Origin of the sequence: Jatrophihabitans endophyticus, from assembly GCF_900129455.1 — a bacterium.
GTDB classification, from domain to species: domain Bacteria; phylum Actinomycetota; class Actinomycetes; order Mycobacteriales; family Jatrophihabitantaceae; genus Jatrophihabitans; species Jatrophihabitans endophyticus.
Genome location: NZ_FQVU01000003.1, coordinates 460,164 through 476,460, shown reverse-complemented (window position 1 = coordinate 476,460; position 16,297 = coordinate 460,164). Strand labels below are relative to the sequence as shown.

13 protein-coding genes are annotated in these 16,297 nt (G+C 73.4%); 3 read left to right on the top strand and 10 right to left on the bottom strand.

Annotated features, from left to right (window positions below):
* The first annotated feature begins 125 nt into the window (after positions 1-125).
* Positions 126-3,455: a GH92 family glycosyl hydrolase gene (locus tag BUE29_RS12375; RefSeq protein ID WP_084180994.1), complete on the top strand. Its 3,330-nt coding sequence runs from the start codon at positions 126-128 to the stop codon at positions 3,453-3,455.
* Between the two features lie 59 nt (positions 3,456-3,514).
* Here BUE29_RS12375 and BUE29_RS12370 read toward each other — a convergent pair whose 3' ends face one another.
* From BUE29_RS12370 to BUE29_RS12330, 9 genes are all read right to left on the bottom strand, one after another.
* On the bottom strand, positions 3,515-4,327 hold the full coding sequence (locus BUE29_RS12370) for a formate dehydrogenase accessory sulfurtransferase FdhD (protein WP_073390633.1): 813 nt from the start codon (positions 4,325-4,327) through the stop codon (positions 3,515-3,517).
* A complete protein-coding gene (locus tag BUE29_RS12365; RefSeq protein WP_084181101.1) occupies positions 4,287-5,159 on the bottom strand; it encodes a shikimate dehydrogenase in 873 nt (290 codons plus the stop codon). The genes BUE29_RS12370 and BUE29_RS12365 overlap by 41 nt, the downstream gene beginning before the upstream one ends.
* On the bottom strand, positions 5,156-6,487 hold the full coding sequence (gene mltG / locus BUE29_RS12360; RefSeq protein WP_073390631.1) for an endolytic transglycosylase MltG: 1,332 nt from the start codon (positions 6,485-6,487) through the stop codon (positions 5,156-5,158). Before mltG ends, BUE29_RS12365 begins: the two co-directional genes overlap by 4 nt.
* A gap of 48 nt (positions 6,488-6,535) precedes the next feature.
* Positions 6,536-7,006 carry a Holliday junction resolvase RuvX gene (ruvX, locus tag BUE29_RS12355; RefSeq protein WP_073390630.1) on the bottom strand — a complete coding sequence of 157 codons (471 nt, stop codon included), beginning with the start codon at positions 7,004-7,006 and terminating at the stop codon, positions 6,536-6,538.
* Entirely contained in the window at positions 7,003-9,714 is a 2,712-nt protein-coding gene (alaS, locus tag BUE29_RS12350; protein ID WP_073390629.1) for an alanine--tRNA ligase, read from the bottom strand. The genes ruvX and alaS overlap by 4 nt, the downstream gene beginning before the upstream one ends.
* 30 nt (positions 9,715-9,744) lie before the next feature.
* Positions 9,745-10,023, bottom strand: a complete 279-nt coding sequence (locus tag BUE29_RS12345) for a hypothetical protein (protein ID WP_073390628.1) — start codon at positions 10,021-10,023, stop codon at positions 9,745-9,747.
* 61 nt (positions 10,024-10,084) lie between these two features.
* A complete protein-coding gene (locus tag BUE29_RS12340) occupies positions 10,085-10,492 on the bottom strand; it encodes a DUF948 domain-containing protein (RefSeq protein WP_073390627.1) in 408 nt (135 codons plus the stop codon).
* Between the two features lie 85 nt (positions 10,493-10,577).
* The gene (locus BUE29_RS12335; protein ID WP_084181099.1) at positions 10,578-11,849 is read right to left on the bottom strand and encodes a replication-associated recombination protein A; all 1,272 of its coding nucleotides are present in this window, start codon (positions 11,847-11,849) and stop codon (positions 10,578-10,580) included.
* A gap of 234 nt (positions 11,850-12,083) precedes the next feature.
* Positions 12,084-13,103, bottom strand: coding sequence for an IPT/TIG domain-containing protein (locus tag BUE29_RS12330; protein WP_073390626.1), 1,020 nt, complete (start codon positions 13,101-13,103; stop codon positions 12,084-12,086).
* A gap of 267 nt (positions 13,104-13,370) precedes the next feature.
* Here BUE29_RS12330 and BUE29_RS12325 point away from each other — a divergent pair, with 267 nt between their 5' ends.
* Positions 13,371-14,066 (top strand): signal peptidase II, encoded by a 696-nt coding sequence (locus tag BUE29_RS12325; protein WP_084180992.1) that lies wholly within the window; start codon positions 13,371-13,373, stop codon positions 14,064-14,066.
* Positions 14,067-14,159: 93 nt separating this feature from the next.
* Positions 14,160-15,656 carry a potassium/proton antiporter gene (locus BUE29_RS12320; RefSeq protein WP_073390624.1) on the top strand — a complete coding sequence of 499 codons (1,497 nt, stop codon included), beginning with the start codon at positions 14,160-14,162 and terminating at the stop codon, positions 15,654-15,656.
* Positions 15,657-15,684: 28 nt separating this feature from the next.
* Here the strand turns inward: BUE29_RS12320 and BUE29_RS12315 are convergent, their stop codons facing one another.
* Positions 15,685-16,263 carry a hypothetical protein gene (locus tag BUE29_RS12315; RefSeq protein ID WP_073390623.1) on the bottom strand — a complete coding sequence of 193 codons (579 nt, stop codon included), beginning with the start codon at positions 16,261-16,263 and terminating at the stop codon, positions 15,685-15,687.
* Between the last annotated feature and the right edge of the window lie 34 nt (positions 16,264-16,297).

Below are 16,297 nucleotides of genomic sequence, written 5' to 3'. Positions count from 1 at the left end.
GGGCCCTTGGGCGGTTTCGCCGAATGGGTGCAGGCTGTGCGACGGGTCCTGACAACGTTGTCAAATCGTGGCGCGACCAGCGACCCCCGGGTCCCGCGGACCCGGTGCGCCGAAGGAGCCCCCGGATGCCCGATCGGATCTGCGCCGTCCCGACCGCCCCTCGTCCACCCCGCTCCGCACGACGCCGCCGGGTGGCCCTGCTCGCGGCCGCCGTGCTGGGGCTCTCCCCCACGGTCCTGACGCTCGCGCCGGCGGCCACGGCCGCGCCGGCCGCCGTCACCGACCCGGCGGCGCACGTCGATCCGACGATCGGCACGTCGGGGTACGTCGACGACTTCCCCGGCGCGGACGTCCCGTTCGGCATGGTCCAGTGGAGTCCCGACACGCCGAGCCGGCCGGCGGGCGGCGGGTACGAGTACACCGACGACGCGACCACCGGCTTCAGCCTCACCCACATCAGCGGGCCGGGCTGTGCGGCCGGCGGCGACGTCCCGCTGCTGCCGGTCAGCGGCGACGTCCCCGCGAAGCCCGACGACGCCACGCTGCCGCTCGACCACGGCAAGGAGCGCGCCGAGGCCGGTGACTACACGCTCGACGCCGGCGGCGTCTCGACCCGGCTGACGACCACGCAGCGCGCCGGCCTCGGCGCGTTCACCTTCGCGAAGGACCAGCCCGCCACCCTGCTGCTCAAGCTCTCGGGCAGCGCGGCCGGCACCGACGCGACGCACTTCCAGGTCGTCAACCAGCACGAGGTCGCGGGCTGGGTGACCAGCGGTCACTTCTGCGGCGCGGACGACACCTACACCGTGTACTTCGACCTCACCTTCGACCACGACTTCACCGGCACCGGCACCTGGCAGGGCGCCGACGTCGCGAAGGGCAAGCGGTCCCTGACGACCCACACCCGCGCCGCCTCGCGCGCCCACGCCACCGACGGCTCCCACCGCACCGCCAACGGGGAGCGGCGGACGTCGCCCGAACTGCACGGCAAGGCCGCTCCCGCGAAGGTCACTCCCCAGGCGTCCCCACCGGTCGCCGACGTCAACGGCGCGTACCTCGGCTTCGACACGGCCGAGAACCCGACGGTGAAGGCCAAGGTCGGCATCAGCTACGTCAGCACCGCCAACGCGAAGAAGAACCGCACCACCGAGATCCCGGGCTGGGACGTCGACGCCGTGGCCACCGCCGCGCACGACGCCTGGAACGACACGCTGTCCAAGATCACGATCAGCGGCGGGACGGCCGACGAGCAGCGCGTCTTCTACACCGCGCTCTACCACGCGTTGCTGCACCCGAACGTCTACAGCGACGTCAACCGGCAGTACCTGGGCTTCGACGGCGAGGTGCACAAGACGGCCAAGGGCCACGTCGAGTACGCGAACTTCTCCGGGTGGGACATCTACCGCAGCCAGGCGCAGCTCGAGGCCATGCTCGAACCGCAGGCCGCGAGCGACGAGGTTCGCTCGATGCTCGACCAGTACGACCAGACCGGCCAGCTGCCCAAGTGGGAGCTGTACAACGGCGAGTCGTACGTGATGGTCGGCGACCCGGCCGACGCGATCATCGCCGACGCCTACGCCTTCGGCGCCCGTGACTTCGACACCGCGCACGCGCTCGACGTGATGCTCACCGAGGCCAACCAGCCCAACAAGATCCGTCCCGGCCTGTCGCAGTACCTCGACAAGGGCTACCTGCCGTTGGACGGCAGCTACGGCTGCTGCAACTTCTACGGCCCGGTCTCGACGCAGCAGGAGTACGACACCGCCGACTCGGCGATCTCGTCGTTCGCGAAGGCCCTCGGCGACAGCGACACCGCGACGACGTTCGCGAGGCGGGCCAACAACTGGCAGAACGTCTTCAACCCGGCGACGAACTTCCTGCAGCCGAAGCTCGCGAACGGCCAGTTCAACGGCAACTTCAACCCGTCGTCGAGCCTCGGCTTCGTCGAGGGCAACAGCTACCAGTACACGCCGATGTCGCCGCACGACGTGAAGGGCCTCATCGCCGCCGCCGGCGGCAACGACGCGTGGATCGAGAAGCTGGACGGCCTCACGTCCACGATCAAGGACATCGACTCGTCCAACGCCGACTTCGGCAACGAGCCGAGCATCGAGATCCCGTGGGAGTACGACTACGCGGGTGCGCCGTGGAAGACGCAGCAGACGGTCCGCGCGATCCAGCAGCAGATCTTCCCGGCGAAGCCGGCCGGGATCGCGGGCAACGACGACCTGGGCACCATGAGCGCCTGGTACGTCTTCTCCGCGCTCGGCTTCTACCCCGAGACGCCGGGGACGGCCGACCTCGCCGTCGGCAGCCCGGTGTTCCCGAAGGCCGTGGTGACGCTCGCGAGCGGGAAGAAGCTCACGATCACCGGCGCGGGCGCGACGGCCGACGCGCCCTACGTCCACGGTCTGACCCTCGGCGGCACGGCGTGGAACCACGCGTACCTCTCCCCCGACCTCGTCCAGACCGGCGGGAAGCTCGCGTTCACGCTCGGCACCACGCCGGACAAGGGCTGGGCGAGCGCAGCCGCCGACGCGCCGCCGTCGGACACCACCGGCCTGCTGCCCGCGCTGGGCTACGTCACCGACCCCCAGCTCGTCGTCGAGCCGGGCAAGACGGTGCGGTTGACGCTCGGGGCCCGCGCCGTCGGCAAGGGTGCGCAGGACGTCTCGTGGAAGGCGATCGCCGGGGACGGCCCGGCCGCCTCCCCCTCCTCGGGCACGGTGCACGTCAAGCCCGGCAAGGACGCGACGCAGACCGTCACGCTCACCGCCCCGAGCGCCGACGGCCGTTACCCGGTGGCGTTCTCGATGGCGGGCGCCGGCGGCGTCGAGCTGCCGAAGGTCGTCGCCGAGATCGATGTCGCGAAGCCGGGCGAGCTCTGGCCGTACTACGACAACGCGGGCGTCTCGAACGACGGGGCGACGAACCAGGGCGACTACGACGGCGGGGGGTGGTCGTACTCCGCACAGGCCCTCGCCGAGGACGGTGTCGCGCCGGGCAAGAGCGTCACCGCCGACGGGCTGACCTACGCGCTGCCGGCCGTCGCGGCCGGCGAGTACGACAACATCGTCGCCGGCGGCCAGCAGATCGCGCTGGCGACGCCGACCGCCGGGTCGTCGTTCGGCATCCTGGGCAGCGCGACCAACGCGTCGCCCGGGTCACGCGGCACGTTCGTCCTGCACTTCACCGACGGCACCACGCAGTCGGTGACCCTGGGCCTGTCGGACTGGACGCTCGGCGGCGACGGCACCACCGCGCCGTCCTACGGCAACACCGTGGTGTCGAGCATGCCGTACCGCGACACGGCCTCGGGCGGTCGGCAGGTGATCGCGACGTACCTGTTCGCGGCCCACGCGGACATCGCGGCGGGCAAGACCGTGCAGAGCGTGACCTTCCCCGCCGAGGTCGACAGCGGTGACCTGCACGTGTTCGCGTTCAGCGTCGGGTGAAACCCCCGCTTTTGGCGGCTGAGCGCAGCATGCTGCGCTCAGCCGCCAAAAGCGGACGATCAGGCGATCAGCTCGTCGCCGGCGTAGACGTTCCAGCGTTCCTCGCGGACGAGCCCGGCGAGCAGCAGGCCGTGCTCGCGGGCGAGGTCGACGGCGAGGCTGGAGGGGGCAGACACCGCCACGATGCCGGCCGCCCCGGCGGCCACCGCCTTCTGCACGATCTCGAACGACACCCGGCCCGAGACGACCAGCACCCGGTCGCGGGCGGGAAGGCCCCCGGCCAGCAGCGCGTTGCCGACGACCTTGTCGACGGCGTTGTGGCGGCCGACGTCCTCGCGGACCGGGCCGAGCCGACCCGCGGCGTCGGCGATCGCGGCGGCGTGGACGCCACCGGTGCGGTCGAACGCGCGCTGTCGGGTGCGCATGCTGGCGGGCAGCCCGGCGAGGACGTCGGCGGCGACCGTCCAGCCCTCGGTGTGCGGCGGGCCGCCGGCGAGCGGGGACAGGTCGAGCACGTCGGCGCTGCAGACGCCGCACGCGGCGCTCGTGACGAAGGCCCGCGGCCGGGGCGGGCGGACGCCGGCGCGCAGCGTCACGTGGACGCGGTCGGTGTCGTCCTCGCGGCAGGTCCGCATGGTCACGATGTCGTCGGGCCGCCGTACGCCGGACTCGACGACGAGCCAGCCGGCGGCGAGCTCCAGGTCGTGACCGGGCGTGCGCATCAGGGTCGCGATCGCGTCGCTGCCGGCACCGGTCGCGGCCTCGAGCCCGAGCACCAGCGGTGACTCGACCGCGAGGTCGTCGGGGGTGCGAGCCGGCTGGGCGTCGCCGTTACGGCGCACCACCGCGCGTCGTGTGGTGCTGACGGGCATCGTTCGAGCGTAATCCGGAATCCGCCGGTGGGGGTCGGTCCGCGGGCACCGGCAACGCATCGCGCATGGCGGGCAGCGGCGCGGGCCGGCCGGTCATCAGCTCGACCTGCCGGGCGGCCTGGTGCAGCAGCATCGCCGCGCCCCCCACCACGGTGGCGCCCGCCCCGGCCGCGGCCCGGGCCAGCGCCGTCGGCCACGGGGCGTACACGACGTCCAGCAGTGCCTGCCCCGCGTCCCACCGCCGACGGGCGACGGCATCGGCGGCACCGGCGGGCAGCGTCGACACGACCAGCGGGGCGGCCAGCGCCGGGGCGTCGACGTCGAGCCGGGCGGTGCGGACGGCGACGCCGAGCCGTTCGCCGGTCGCGAGCAGGTCCGCCGCCCGTGCGCGGTCGCGCACCAGGGCCGTGCACCGGTCGACGCCGCGGCGGGCGAGCGCCGCCACCACCGCCTGTGCGGTGCCACCGGCGCCGAGGACGGTGACCTCGAGCGGCACGATCCCCGCCTCGTCCCATGCCCCGAGCACGCCGTCGACGTCGGTGTTCTCGGCGATCCAGCCGGCCGCGCCGGGCAGCAGCGTGTTGGCCGAGCCCACCGCCGCGGCGACGGGTCGCACCTCGGCCGCCGCCGCGAGCACGGCGTGCTTCAGCGGCATGGTGCACGAGAAGCCCCGCCAGTCGTGGCGCGCGGCGAGCACGGCGGGCAGGTCGGCGACCCCGCAGTCGATCGCCTCGTACGTCCACGCCAGCCCCAGCGCACCGTAGGCGGCCCGGTGCAGGGCGGGCGAGAGCGAGTGGGCGATGGGGCGGCCGAGCACTCCCGCTCGGGTCATGGCGCCGCGCAGCCCCAGCCCGCGTCGTGGCACTTCTGCTGCGCCCGGGTGAACGACTTCTCGTCGTCGTAGAAGCCGAGGTGGCCGGCGGCGTCCTTGTTGACGTAGAACAGCCACTTGCCCGCGGCCGGGGCGACGGCGCCGGCGAGGGCCTCGCTCCCCGGGTTGCCGATGGGCGTCGGCGGCAGCCCGGCGTTGCGGTAGGTGTTGAACGGCCCCTGGGTCTGGGCGTAGATCTCCTCGGTCGGGTCCAGCCCCTTGAGCTTGGCGGCGTACGCGCTCGTCGCGTCGACCTGCAGCGGCCGGTCGGCCGCGATGCGGTTGAGGATGACGCGCGCGACCCGCGGGAAGTCCTCGGCGAACTTGGCCTCGGCCTGCGCGATCGAGGCGACGATCAGCGCCTGGTACGGCGAGAGGCCGAGCTCCTTGGCCTTGGCCGAGAACCCGCTGCTGCGCACGACGTCGGTGAACTTGCCGACCATCTGCTGCAGGGCCTCGGTCGGCTGGGTCTCCTCGTCGAAGGTGTACGTGGCGGGGAACAGGAACCCCTCGACCGAGGCCGGGTCCTTGCCTTTGGGCAGGTAGTCGGTGGGGATGCCGAGGGCCTTGACGTCGGTCAGCGCCTTCGTGACGGCGGCCGCGGACATCCCCGGGCCGCACCCGGACGCCGCGGCGCCGCCAGCCGCGCAGGCCTTGGCCACCAACCGCTTCTCGACGTCGACGACGGTGGCGCCCTCGGTGACGACCGTCCCCGAGCTCACCTTGGACGCGGGATCGAGCAGCAGGGCCAGCGCGCTGTCGGCCGACATGTGCCGCCGCAGCCGGTAGGAGCCGGGCTGGATGTTCTGGGCGCGGTCGTCGTCCTCGGCGGCGTCGGCGAAGGCACGCTCGCTGCCGACGACGCCCGCCTTCTCCAGCGTCTGCCCGATCTGCGAGGAGCCGTCGTTGGCGTGCACGGTGACCACGACCGAGCCCGAGCCCGCGCCGTCGTAGTCGTCGGGGCTCAGGTAGTGATAGATCGGCAGCGCGACGAAGTACACGCCCGCGGCGAGGACGAGGACCAGCAGCGTCGCCAGCACCGCGATCGCACGGCGCCGGCGACGGTCTCGGTCGGCGCTGCGCCGCGCGCTGCGCGAGCCCGGCCGGTGCGCGGCCCGGGGCGTCGGTCGATGGTGACCGGCGTCGCCGATCTCGTCGTCATGGCTGTCGTCGTCATGGCCGCCGTCGTGGGGGTCCTGGTCGTCGAACTCGTCCCGGTCGGCACCCGGACCGAAGAGCAGGTCGTGCGTGTCGGAGTCGTAGACCGACTCGCGATCGCGTCGCGCCACGCCTTCGCTCCCGTCGTGTTGACGTCGTCTGCGGCCTCCGTACGGCCCTCACCGGGCACCGGTGTCGAGCCAGTGTTGCAGCAGTTCGACTGCGGCCGCTTGATCGATGACGGCGCGTCCGGCGCGGCCTCGCACCCCGCTCTCGGCGAGTTTACGCGTCGCCGACACGGTGGTCAGCCGCTCGTCCAGGTAGGTCACCGGGACGGGGGCGACCCGCGGCTCGAGCGCGTCGCCGTACTCGCGGGCCATGCCGGCCGAACGCCCCTCCCGTCCGGCGAGGGTGCGGGGCAGTCCGATGACGACGCCGACGGCCTCGTACTCGGCCACCAGCCCCGCGAGTTCGGCGATGTCGTGGTCGGTGCGGGCGTCGCGGGCGAGCGTCGTCACGGGCACCGCGAGGACGCCGCCGGGGTCGCTGCGGGCCACGCCGACGCGCACCGTGCCGACGTCGACGCCGAACCAGACGCCGGGCGTGTCGCGGCCGACCGCGCCCGGTCCGGACGGCGTCGGCGGGGTCACGCCGGGTCGGCGACGTACGCGCGGGCGACGGCGAGCGCGTCGGTCAGCTTGCCGGCGTCGCCCCCGGCCCCCTGGGCGACGTCGGCCTTGCCGCCGCCGCGGGCACCCAGGACGGGCGCGAACGCCTTGACGAGGTCACCGGCGCGCAGACCGGCCTGCTGCCCGGCGTCGTTGACCGCGGCGACGAAGGCGGCGCCGCCCTTCTCGTCGGGCGACGCGAGCAGCACGACGCCGGCCTCGCCATGAGCCAACCGGTTGCGCACGTCCAACGCCAGCGAGCGCAGGTCGTTGCCGGCCACCCCGGCCGCCGCCGCGGCCGCGACGAGCTGGACCGCACCGCGGGCGGTGACCACCGACTCGGCGCCCGCGGCGAGCTCTCCGGCGCTCGACAGCACCGCGGCGGCCTTGAGCCGGCCCAGCTCGCGTTCGGCGACCCGCAGCCGCTCCACGAGCGCGGCGACCCGGTCGGGCACCTGGTCGGCCGGGACCTTGAGGGTGTCGGCCAGCCCGGCCACGAGGGCTCGTTCGGTGGCGAGGTGACGCATGGCCTCGATGCCGACGTACGCCTCGACCCGGCGCAGGCCGGAGCCGACGGAGGACTCGCCGAGCAGCGTGATCGTGCCGACCTGCGAGGCGTGCGCGACGTGCGTCCCGCCGCAGAGCTCGCGCGACCACGCCCCGCCGATCTCGACGACGCGGACGATCTCGTCGTAGGTCTCGCCGAACAGCGCCAGCGCGCCCAGCTCGCGCGCCTGCGCCAGCGAGACGTACTGCACGCCGACGGGCAGGTCGCGACGCAGCGCTTGGTTCGCGACGTCCTCGATGTCGGCGCGGGTGGCGGCGTCGAGCGCGCGGCCCCAGGCGAAGTCCAGCCGCAGGTACCCGGGCTTGTTGTACGAGCCGCTCTGCAGCGCGGACGGGCCGAGGACGTGACGCAGCGCCGCGTGGACGATGTGGGTCCCCGAGTGCGCCTGGCGCGCCGAGGTCCGCCACTCCGGGTCGACCGACGCGACGGCGCCGGCGCCGCTGACGACCTCGCCGGACGCCACCACGGCCCGGTGCACGATCAGGCCCTTGACCGCCTTCTGCACGTCGAGGACCTGCAGCGTCGCGTCGCCGACCCGGATGACGCCCTCGTCGGCGATCTGACCGCCGGACTCGGCGTAGAACGGCGTGCGATCGAGCACGACCTCGACGCTCTCCCCCTGCTGCGCGGCCGGGACGAGCGCGCCGTCGCGGACGAGCCCGCGCACCGTCGTCTCGGTCTCGAGCTCCTCGTAGCCGGTGAACGGCGTCTCGCCCTGGTCGCGCAGCGTGCGGAAGACGGAGAGGTCGGCGTGGGCGGTCTTCTTGCTGCGGGAGTCGGCCTTGGCACGCTGCCGCTGCTCGGCCATCAGCGTGCGGAAGCCCTCCTGGTCGACCGTCAGCCCCTGCTCGGCGGCCATCTCGAGGGTGAGGTCGATCGGGAAGCCGTAGGTGTCGTGCAGCTGGAACGCGCTCGTCCCCGACAGCTGCGCGCCGCCCTGCGCCTTCGTCTGCGCGACCGCGGTGTCGAGGATCGTCGTCCCCGACGCGAGCGTGCGCAGGAAGGTGTCCTCCTCGGCGTAGGCGATCATCTCGATGCGCCCGAAGTCGGTCGCGAGCTCCGGGTAGGACGGCGCCATCGCATCCCGCGAGACCGGCAGCAGCTCGGGCAGCACCGGCTCCTGCACGCCCAGCAGGCGCATCGCCCGGATCGCGCGGCGCATGATGCGTCGGAGCACGTAGCCGCGGCCCTCGTTGGCGGGGGTGACGCCGTCGCCGATGAGCATGAGCGCGGTGCGGACGTGGTCGGCGACGATGCGCAGGCGGACGTCGTCGGGGTGCGACTCGCTGGCCGCGTGACCCGAGTGTGCGCCGTACACCTTGCCCGCGAGCGTCGCCGCGCGGTCCAGGACGGGACGGGTCTCGTCGATCTCGTACATGTTGTCGACGCCCTGCAGCAGCGTGGCCATGCGCTCCATGCCCATGCCGGTGTCGATGTTCTTGCGCGGCAGCTCGCCCAGCACCGGGTAGTCGGACTTGCCCGGCCCGGTGTTGGCGCCGCGCTCGTTCTGCATGAAGACGAGGTTCCAGAACTCCATGTAGCGGTCCTCGTCGACCGCGGGGCCGCCCTCGATCCCGTAGTCGGGGCCGCGGTCGTAGTACAGCTCGCTGCACGGCCCGCACGGGCCGGGGATGCCCATCGACCAGAAGTTGTCGTCCATGCCCTTGCGCACGATGCGATCGAGCGGCAGCCCGATCTCCGAGTGCCAGATGTCGACGGCCTCGTCGTCGTCGAGGTAGACGGTGGCCCAGATGCGCTCGCCGTCGAGGCCGAAACCGCCCTGCTCGACCGGGTTGGTGGATAGCTCCCACGCCAGCCGGACGGCGTCGGACTTGAAGTAGTCGCCGAAGCTGAAGTTGCCGTTCATCTGGAAGAACGTGCCGTGCCGGGTGGTCTTGCCCACCTCGTCGATGTCCGGCGTGCGGATCACCTTCTGCACGCTCGTCGCCCGCGGCCACGGCGGAGTCTGCTGACCCACGAAGTAGGGGACGAACTGCACCATGCCCGCGTTGACGAACAACAGGTTGGGGTCGTCGAACGGCAACGGGGCGCTCGGCACGACGGCATGGCCGTTGCGCTCGAAATGCCCGAGGAACCGGGCCCGGATCTCGGCGGATTTCACGTTTCCACTCTGCCAGACCGGTGCTCGTGCCTACTCGCGCTCCGGGGCGCGGTCGCCGCGGCCGCCCAGCCGGGGCCGCTCGGGGCGACCGTCCATGCCGGTGTTCTCGCGCAGCTCCGCCTCGCGCTCGGACATCGCCGCCCGCACGTCGGTGCCGAAGTCGCGGATCGCCGCCGACAGCTCGGCCAGGCCCTCACCCAGCCCGCTCGCCATGCCCCGGGGGGTCAGCCGCTCGGCCACCGCGCTCAGCTTGCGCACGACCAGGACGCCGATCGTGACGCCCATGGCGAGCCAGAACAGCCGCCTCATGGCCCGACCACCGTGACCGACACCGTGGCCCGCTGGGGGTGAGCAGCTTGCGTCCGGATCCTCACGCGCGCCGCCCCCGGCTCGCCCGGTGCTTGCGTCGCGCCGCCTTGACCGCCTCGGCGTCGCGCCGGTCGGACACCGTCTTGCGCACGCCGTAGGTGAAGGCCGCCGCCTTGATCATCGGGCTGCCGAGCGTGGACGACACGACCGCGGTCATCGCGGCGACGTTCGTGGTCATGGAGTTGACGTTGGTCGCGATGCCCTCGATCTGCACGAGCTGGGCGTTGAGCTGCGTGACCGCGGTCTGCGCCTCGGACATGATCGGCGCGACGCCCTCGTGGGTCTTGCGCACGGCGAGGGTCGCCTCGTCCAGGGTGCGGCCGAGCTTGAGCAGCGGGATCGCGAGCAGCAGGACGAGCAACACGAACGCGCCCGCGGCGATCAGCGCGGCGATGGCCGCTCCGGACATAGGTCTGTACCCCTCGACGACGACTGGGCTGCGCGGGATGCGCCTCACCCGTAGCGCGACCCTATCGTCTCGTCACGCCGGGCTCTCAGCTGCCGGAACGGCGCCCGCCCCGCAGCAGGCCGCGCAGCTTGGTCACCCGCTCCAGGATGTGCCGCTCGGCGCCGCGTCCCGCGGGCTCGTAGTAGTCCCGCCCGACGAGCTCGTCGGGCGGGTACTGCTGCGCCACGACCCCCTCGGCGGTGTCGTGCGGGTAGACGTAGCGCGCGCCCGCGCCGAGCTTCTTCGCCCCCGCGTAGTGCGCGTCGCGCAAGGCGGGTGGGACGGCCCCGGCGAGACCGTTGCGGACGTCGGCCTGGGCCGCGTCGATCGCCCGCACCACGGCGTTGGACTTCGGCGCGAGGGCGAGGTGGACGGTGGCCTGGGTGAGGTTGATCCGCGCCTCGGGCAGCCCGACCAGCTGCACGGCCTGCGCCGCGGCGGTCGCGGCCAGCAGCGCCGTCGGGTCGGCGAGCCCGACGTCCTCGGAGGCGTGGACGACGAGGCGGCGCGCGATGAAGCGGGGGTCCTCCCCCGCCTCGATCATGCGGGCGAGGTAGTGGACGGCGGCGTCGGCGTCCGAGCCGCGGATCGACTTGATGAAGGCGCTGATGACGTCGTAGTGCTGGTCGCCGTCGCGGTCGTAGCGGACCGCGGCGCTGTCGACGGCCTGCTCGAGCGTGGCGAGGTCGACCGCCGCGCGCCCCTCGGCCAGCGACGTGCCGGCCGCGGCCTCCAGGGCGGTCAGGGCCCGGCGCGCGTCGCCGCCGGCGAGGCGCAGCAGGTGCGCCCGGGCGTCGGCGTCGAGCGTCACCCGCGAGTCGAGGCCGCGGGGGCTGACGATCGCCCGGTCGACGAGCTGCCCCACCGCGGCCTCGTCCAGCGGTTGCAGCGTCAGCAGCAGGCTGCGCGACAGCAGCGGCGACACGATCGAGAAGAACGGGTTCTCGGTGGTGGCCGCGACCAGCGTCACGTGGCGGGCCTCGACCGCGGCGAGCAGCGAGTCCTGCTGGGTCTTGGAGAAGCGATGGATCTCGTCGATGAACAGCACCGTCTGCCGGCCCTGGTGGGTGAGCTCGGCCTTGGCCCGGGCGATGACCTCGCGGACGTCCTTCACGCCGGCGTTCAGCGCGGACAGCTGCTCGAAGCGGCGGTTGGTGGCGCTCGACACGATGAGCGCGAGCGTGGTCTTGCCGGTGCCCGGCGGCCCGAACAGGATCAGCGACATGGGGGCGTCGCCCTCGACGAGGCGGCGCAGCGGCGAGCCGGGGGCGAGCAGGTGTTCCTGGCCCACCACCTCGTCCAGGGTGCGCGGCCGCATACGGGCGGCGAGCGGGCCCTGGGGGTCGGCCTCGGCGGCCGCGCCGGCGGCGCTCGGCGCGGCTGGGCGCGAGACGTCGGACTCGAACAGCGTCACCGCCCCAGCGTAGGGCCGTGAGGCGACACCGGTGGCCGGTCCGGGAACGCCGACGGCGGTGGCGGCGGCCCGAGGGCCTGCCGCCACCGCCGCGGGTGGTGCTGGTGATGCGGTGGTGCGGTGGTGCTGCTGCGCGGATCAGTCCACGTAGGTGTAGGTGCTGCCGGCGCTGACGATGCTGGTGGTGCCGCCGGTCGAGGTCTGGACCGTGACCGGGCCGGTGGTGGTGCCGGCGGCCACGGTGCAGCTCAGCGAGGTGGCCTTGACCGTGCTGGCCACGACCGGGCAGCTCGCGCTGTCGACGGTGACCGTGGTCGAGGCGGTGAAGCCGCTGCCCTTGATGGCGATGACGTTGGTGCCGTCGAGCGGGCCGGAGGCCGGGGTGACCGAGATCGTCGGGCTGGCCGAGATCTGGAAGTCGAACGAGTCGGCGACGGCGCTGCTGTTGCCGGCGGCGTAGCTGAAGGTCTTGGTCACGCCGTTGCTGGTCACCGCGAGCTTCGGGGCGGCGTCGGCGGCCATGGCCGGGAGCACACCGGTGAAGTAGTTGCCGCCGGTCGGCATGGTGATCGACTTGAGCGCGTAGCCGTCGACCGTGGCCGACAGCGGGTAGGACGCGCTGTTGACGAACTTGACCGTGCCGGCGGTGACGCGGATGGCCTGGCCACCCGAGAGCGACGCGGTCTTGGTCTGGTCGGCGAAGGCCTGGCCGGCGGTGCCCGCGGTGACGACCGGGTCGCTGGCGGAGTCGTCGTTGGTGGCCAGCGAGGGCAGGTCGACGAAGGCGAGCGCGGTCTTGCCGGAGTTCGCCGAGACGACGCTGCCGCCGGCGGCCTTGCTGATGGTGACGACACCGGTCGAGGACTTCGCGCAGCTGTTGTCGGTCTTGAACACGATCGTGGTCGACGAGGTGACGACGTAGGAGCCGGCGGTGCAGCCGTTGATCGCGACGCCGCTGATCGCGGACTCGCTGAAGGCGGTGCCGGTGATGGTCAGCAGGGACTTCGCGGTGGTGGCCGGCAGGTGGTGGACGTTGAACGACGAGATGGCCATGGTCGGGGTGGCCTCGGCCGAGCCACCGCCCATGATCAGGGCGCCCGCGGTGGCCGCAGTGGCGGCGACGCCGGCGACGACGCGCCGGGTGATGGTCTTGGACATTCGGACTACTCCTCCATAAGTAGTGCGGCCCGGGGGATCCGGCCGCGGCCGCCGCTTCCGTGCGGCTCCCCTGTCCATCGACCGGTCGCGGCGCGAGTTGAGCCCGTGCGCGCACAAGTTTCGCGACGGCCCCGACCGCCGCGACACGAACCGGTCGGCCGCGTGACGACGGCCGGGCCACGGCGCATCGTTCCTGCACAGCGCGGGCCCAGCGGCCACCGGGGTCACACCCGCCGCGCGGCCAGCGCCACCCGATTCGCTGGCACGATGACCGCACTCGCGCCCGCGCCCGCCCCCGTCCGCCGAGTGCCGCCGAAGCGGCTGCGGACCTACGGCGCGGTCGTCACCGTCCTGGTGATCGCGGTGGCCGCGCTCGACCAGGTGCTCAAGGCATGGGCCTGGCGGGTCCTCGGCGACGTCCACGTCAACTCCGGCGGCAACCCGTTCACCGGCGGCGTGGTCGGCGGGCTGCTGACCGGCCGGGTCACCGGCGCGGTGTTCGACGTCGTCGACGCGGCGCTGGTCGCCCTGGCCGGCCTGCTGCTCGCCCGCCACAGCCCGACGCGCGCCGTCGCCCTGACCGGCGGCGCGGCCCTGGCGGGCTGGGCCAGCAACCTCGGCGACCGGCTCGGGCTGCACTACCTCACCGCCCCGGACAGCGTGCGCGGCGCGGTCGACTACCTGCCCTTCGCCGGTCACTACTGGAATCTCGCCGACATCGTGATCGTCACGGGCACCGCCGGGTTCGTGGTCGCCCTGCTCGGGTGGCTCGGCGCCACGGCCGGCTCGCGGCCCGTGCTGCGCGACGGCGGGCGGCGCCCCGCCCGACGCCCCGCGCGGCGGGCGGTGCTGCCCGTCGCGCTCACCGCGGCGCTGTCGGCGGTCTGCGTGCTGGCGTTCCTCGGCGCCACCGTCGTCGGCCACCTCGACGGCCCGTCCTCGCTCGCCGCGGCGGTCGGCTGACCCGCGGCCCGCCGGCGCCTGTGCCCCGTGGCCGCCCACCGGTCACGTCCCCCTTAAACTGGAGGGCCACCCAGCCGGCCGGGAAGGACCCGCGTGACCCTCGACGAGCTGTATCTGGTGCTGCTCGTCGGCGGGCTGGTCGTGCTCGTCAGCATCGGGGCCACCCGGCTCGCCTCCGTCGCCGGCCTGCCCAGTCTGCTGCTCTTCCTCGCCTTCGGCGTCCTGCTCGGCGAGGACGTCCTCGGCATCAACTTCGACAACGCGCAGGCCGCGCAGGATCTCGGCACCGCCGCCCTCGCCGTCATCCTGGTCGAGGGCGGGCTGACGACCCGATGGTCGGAGGTCAGGTCCGTCATGGCGCCGGCGGGGTTGCTCGCCACGCTGGGCGTCGGCATCAGCACGGTGACCACCGCCGTCGGCGTCCACCTGCTGCTGGGCTTCGACTGGCAGCTGGCACTGCTCGTGGGAGCGATCGTCTCCTCGACCGACGCGGCGGCGGTGTTCGCGATCCTGCGTGTCGTCCCGCTGCCGAAGCGGGTCGCCGGCCTGCTCGAGGCCGAGTCGGGCTTCAACGACGCCCCCACCGTCATCCTCGTCGCCATCTTCAGCGCCACGCCGTTCCACCTCGACCCGCTGCACCTGGTCGGCGAGCTGGTCTACGAGCTCGGCGTGGGCGCCGCGATCGGGGTGGGCGTCGGCTTCGCCGGCACGTACGCCCTCTCGCGCCTCGCCCTGCCGGCGTCCGGCCTCTACCCGCTCGCGATCTTCGGGCTGGGCATGGTCGCGTTCGCGGCCGCCGGCTCGGCGCACGCGAGCGGGTTCCTCGCGGCGTACCTGTCCGCGCTCGTGCTCGCCAACACCGGCCTGCCGCACCGGGCGGCGACCCGGTCGTTCGCCGAGGGGTTCGGCTGGCTGGCGCAGATCGGGCTGTTCGTCCTGCTCGGCCTGCTCGTCGATCCCAGCGCGCTGCCCAGACAGGTCGTGCCCGCCCTGGTGGCCGGCCTGGTGCTGCTGCTCGTCGCCCGGCCGCTGTCGGTGTTCGCCTCGCTGCTGCCGTTCCGGGTGCCGGTGCGCGAGCAGGCGTTCCTGTCCTTCGCCGGGCTGCGCGGGGCCGTCCCCATCGTGCTGGCGACGTTCCCGATCGTCGAGGGCATCGACGGCAGCGAGCGCGTCCTCAACATCGTCTTCGTGCTGGTCGTGGTCTTCACGTTGCTGCAGGGCCCCAGCCTGTCGCCGTTCGCCAAGCTGCTCGGCCTCGCGCCGCGGGATGCGCTGCGCGATCTCGAGGTCGAGGCCGCGCCCCTGGACGTCCTGGACGCCGAGCTGCTCACCGTCGCCATCCAGCGCGGCTCCCGGCTGGACTCGGTCTCGGTGCTCGAGCTGCGGCTGCCCCAGCGCAGCGTCATCACGCTCGTCATCCGCGACGGTCGCAGTTTCGTGCCGGATCACACCACGCGGTTGCGGGTGGGCGACGAGATGCTCATCGTCACCAGCCGCAAGGAGCGCGAGGTCACCGAGCAGCGGCTGCGCGCGGTCAGCCGGCGCGGCTCGCTGGCCCGCTGGTTCGGCGAGACCGGCGACGACGACTGACCCGCGCCACGGGCCGCCCGGCCCGCCGTCAGGCGGTCTCGTCGAGCAGCAGCCCGGTCTGCAGCACGTTCGCCAGGCTGGTCATGCTGACGCCGGCGTTCCCGAGCAGGTCGGCGAGACTGGTGCCGCTGGTGAGCTGCCCGGTGAGGGTGTCGGAGTCGGTGCCGAGCAGCGTGCTCAGCTCGTCCAGCACCGACGTCGTCGAGCCCGACGACGCCGTGGCGGAGTCCGACGAGTCCGACGCGTCCGCCGGCGGAGGTGGCGGCGGCATGCCCGGGCCGCCCACGCCGCCGGGGCCGCCGGGGCCGCCCTGCGGCAGGCCGACCTGCTCGGCGATGGTCGTGGCGATCTCGGTCGGGTCGCCGCTCGCGGCGAGGTCCTTCGGCATGGTCGAGACGAGCGCCGACACGAGGTCGTCGCTCGACACGCCCTGTTCGGACGCGACGTCGGTCAGGCTCTTGCCGGACTTCAGCTCGCTGGTCAGGTCGGTCGTGCTCATGCCGAACAGGTCGGCGGCGACGTCGATCGCGGACTTGGGGCGGCTCTGCTGCGTCGTCGCGGCGAGCGTGGAGCTCGCGATGCTGCTCAGGCCGGAGACAGCGGTCATGGCTGGTCCTCTCCTCGGGAACGACACCGGCACC

Coding starts and splice junctions, on each gene's coding strand:
- BUE29_RS12325 (WP_084180992.1), top strand. CDS start 13,371: ATGACCGCACTCGCGCCCGCGCCCGCCCCCGTCCGCCGAGTGCCGCCG.
- BUE29_RS12340 (WP_073390627.1), bottom strand. CDS start 10,492: ATGTCCGGAGCGGCCATCGCCGCGCTGATCGCCGCGGGCGCGTTCGTG.
- BUE29_RS12335 (WP_084181099.1), bottom strand. CDS start 11,849: ATGCGGCCGCGCACCCTGGACGAGGTGGTGGGCCAGGAACACCTGCTC.
- BUE29_RS12315 (WP_073390623.1), bottom strand. CDS start 16,263: ATGACCGCTGTCTCCGGCCTGAGCAGCATCGCGAGCTCCACGCTCGCC.
- BUE29_RS12365 (WP_084181101.1), bottom strand. CDS start 5,159: ATGACCCGAGCGGGAGTGCTCGGCCGCCCCATCGCCCACTCGCTCTCG.
- BUE29_RS12345 (WP_073390628.1), bottom strand. CDS start 10,023: ATGAGGCGGCTGTTCTGGCTCGCCATGGGCGTCACGATCGGCGTCCTG.
- BUE29_RS12330 (WP_073390626.1), bottom strand. CDS start 13,103: ATGTCCAAGACCATCACCCGGCGCGTCGTCGCCGGCGTCGCCGCCACT.
- BUE29_RS12370 (WP_073390633.1), bottom strand. CDS start 4,327: ATGCCCGTCAGCACCACACGACGCGCGGTGGTGCGCCGTAACGGCGAC.
- BUE29_RS12375 (WP_084180994.1), top strand. CDS start 126: ATGCCCGATCGGATCTGCGCCGTCCCGACCGCCCCTCGTCCACCCCGC.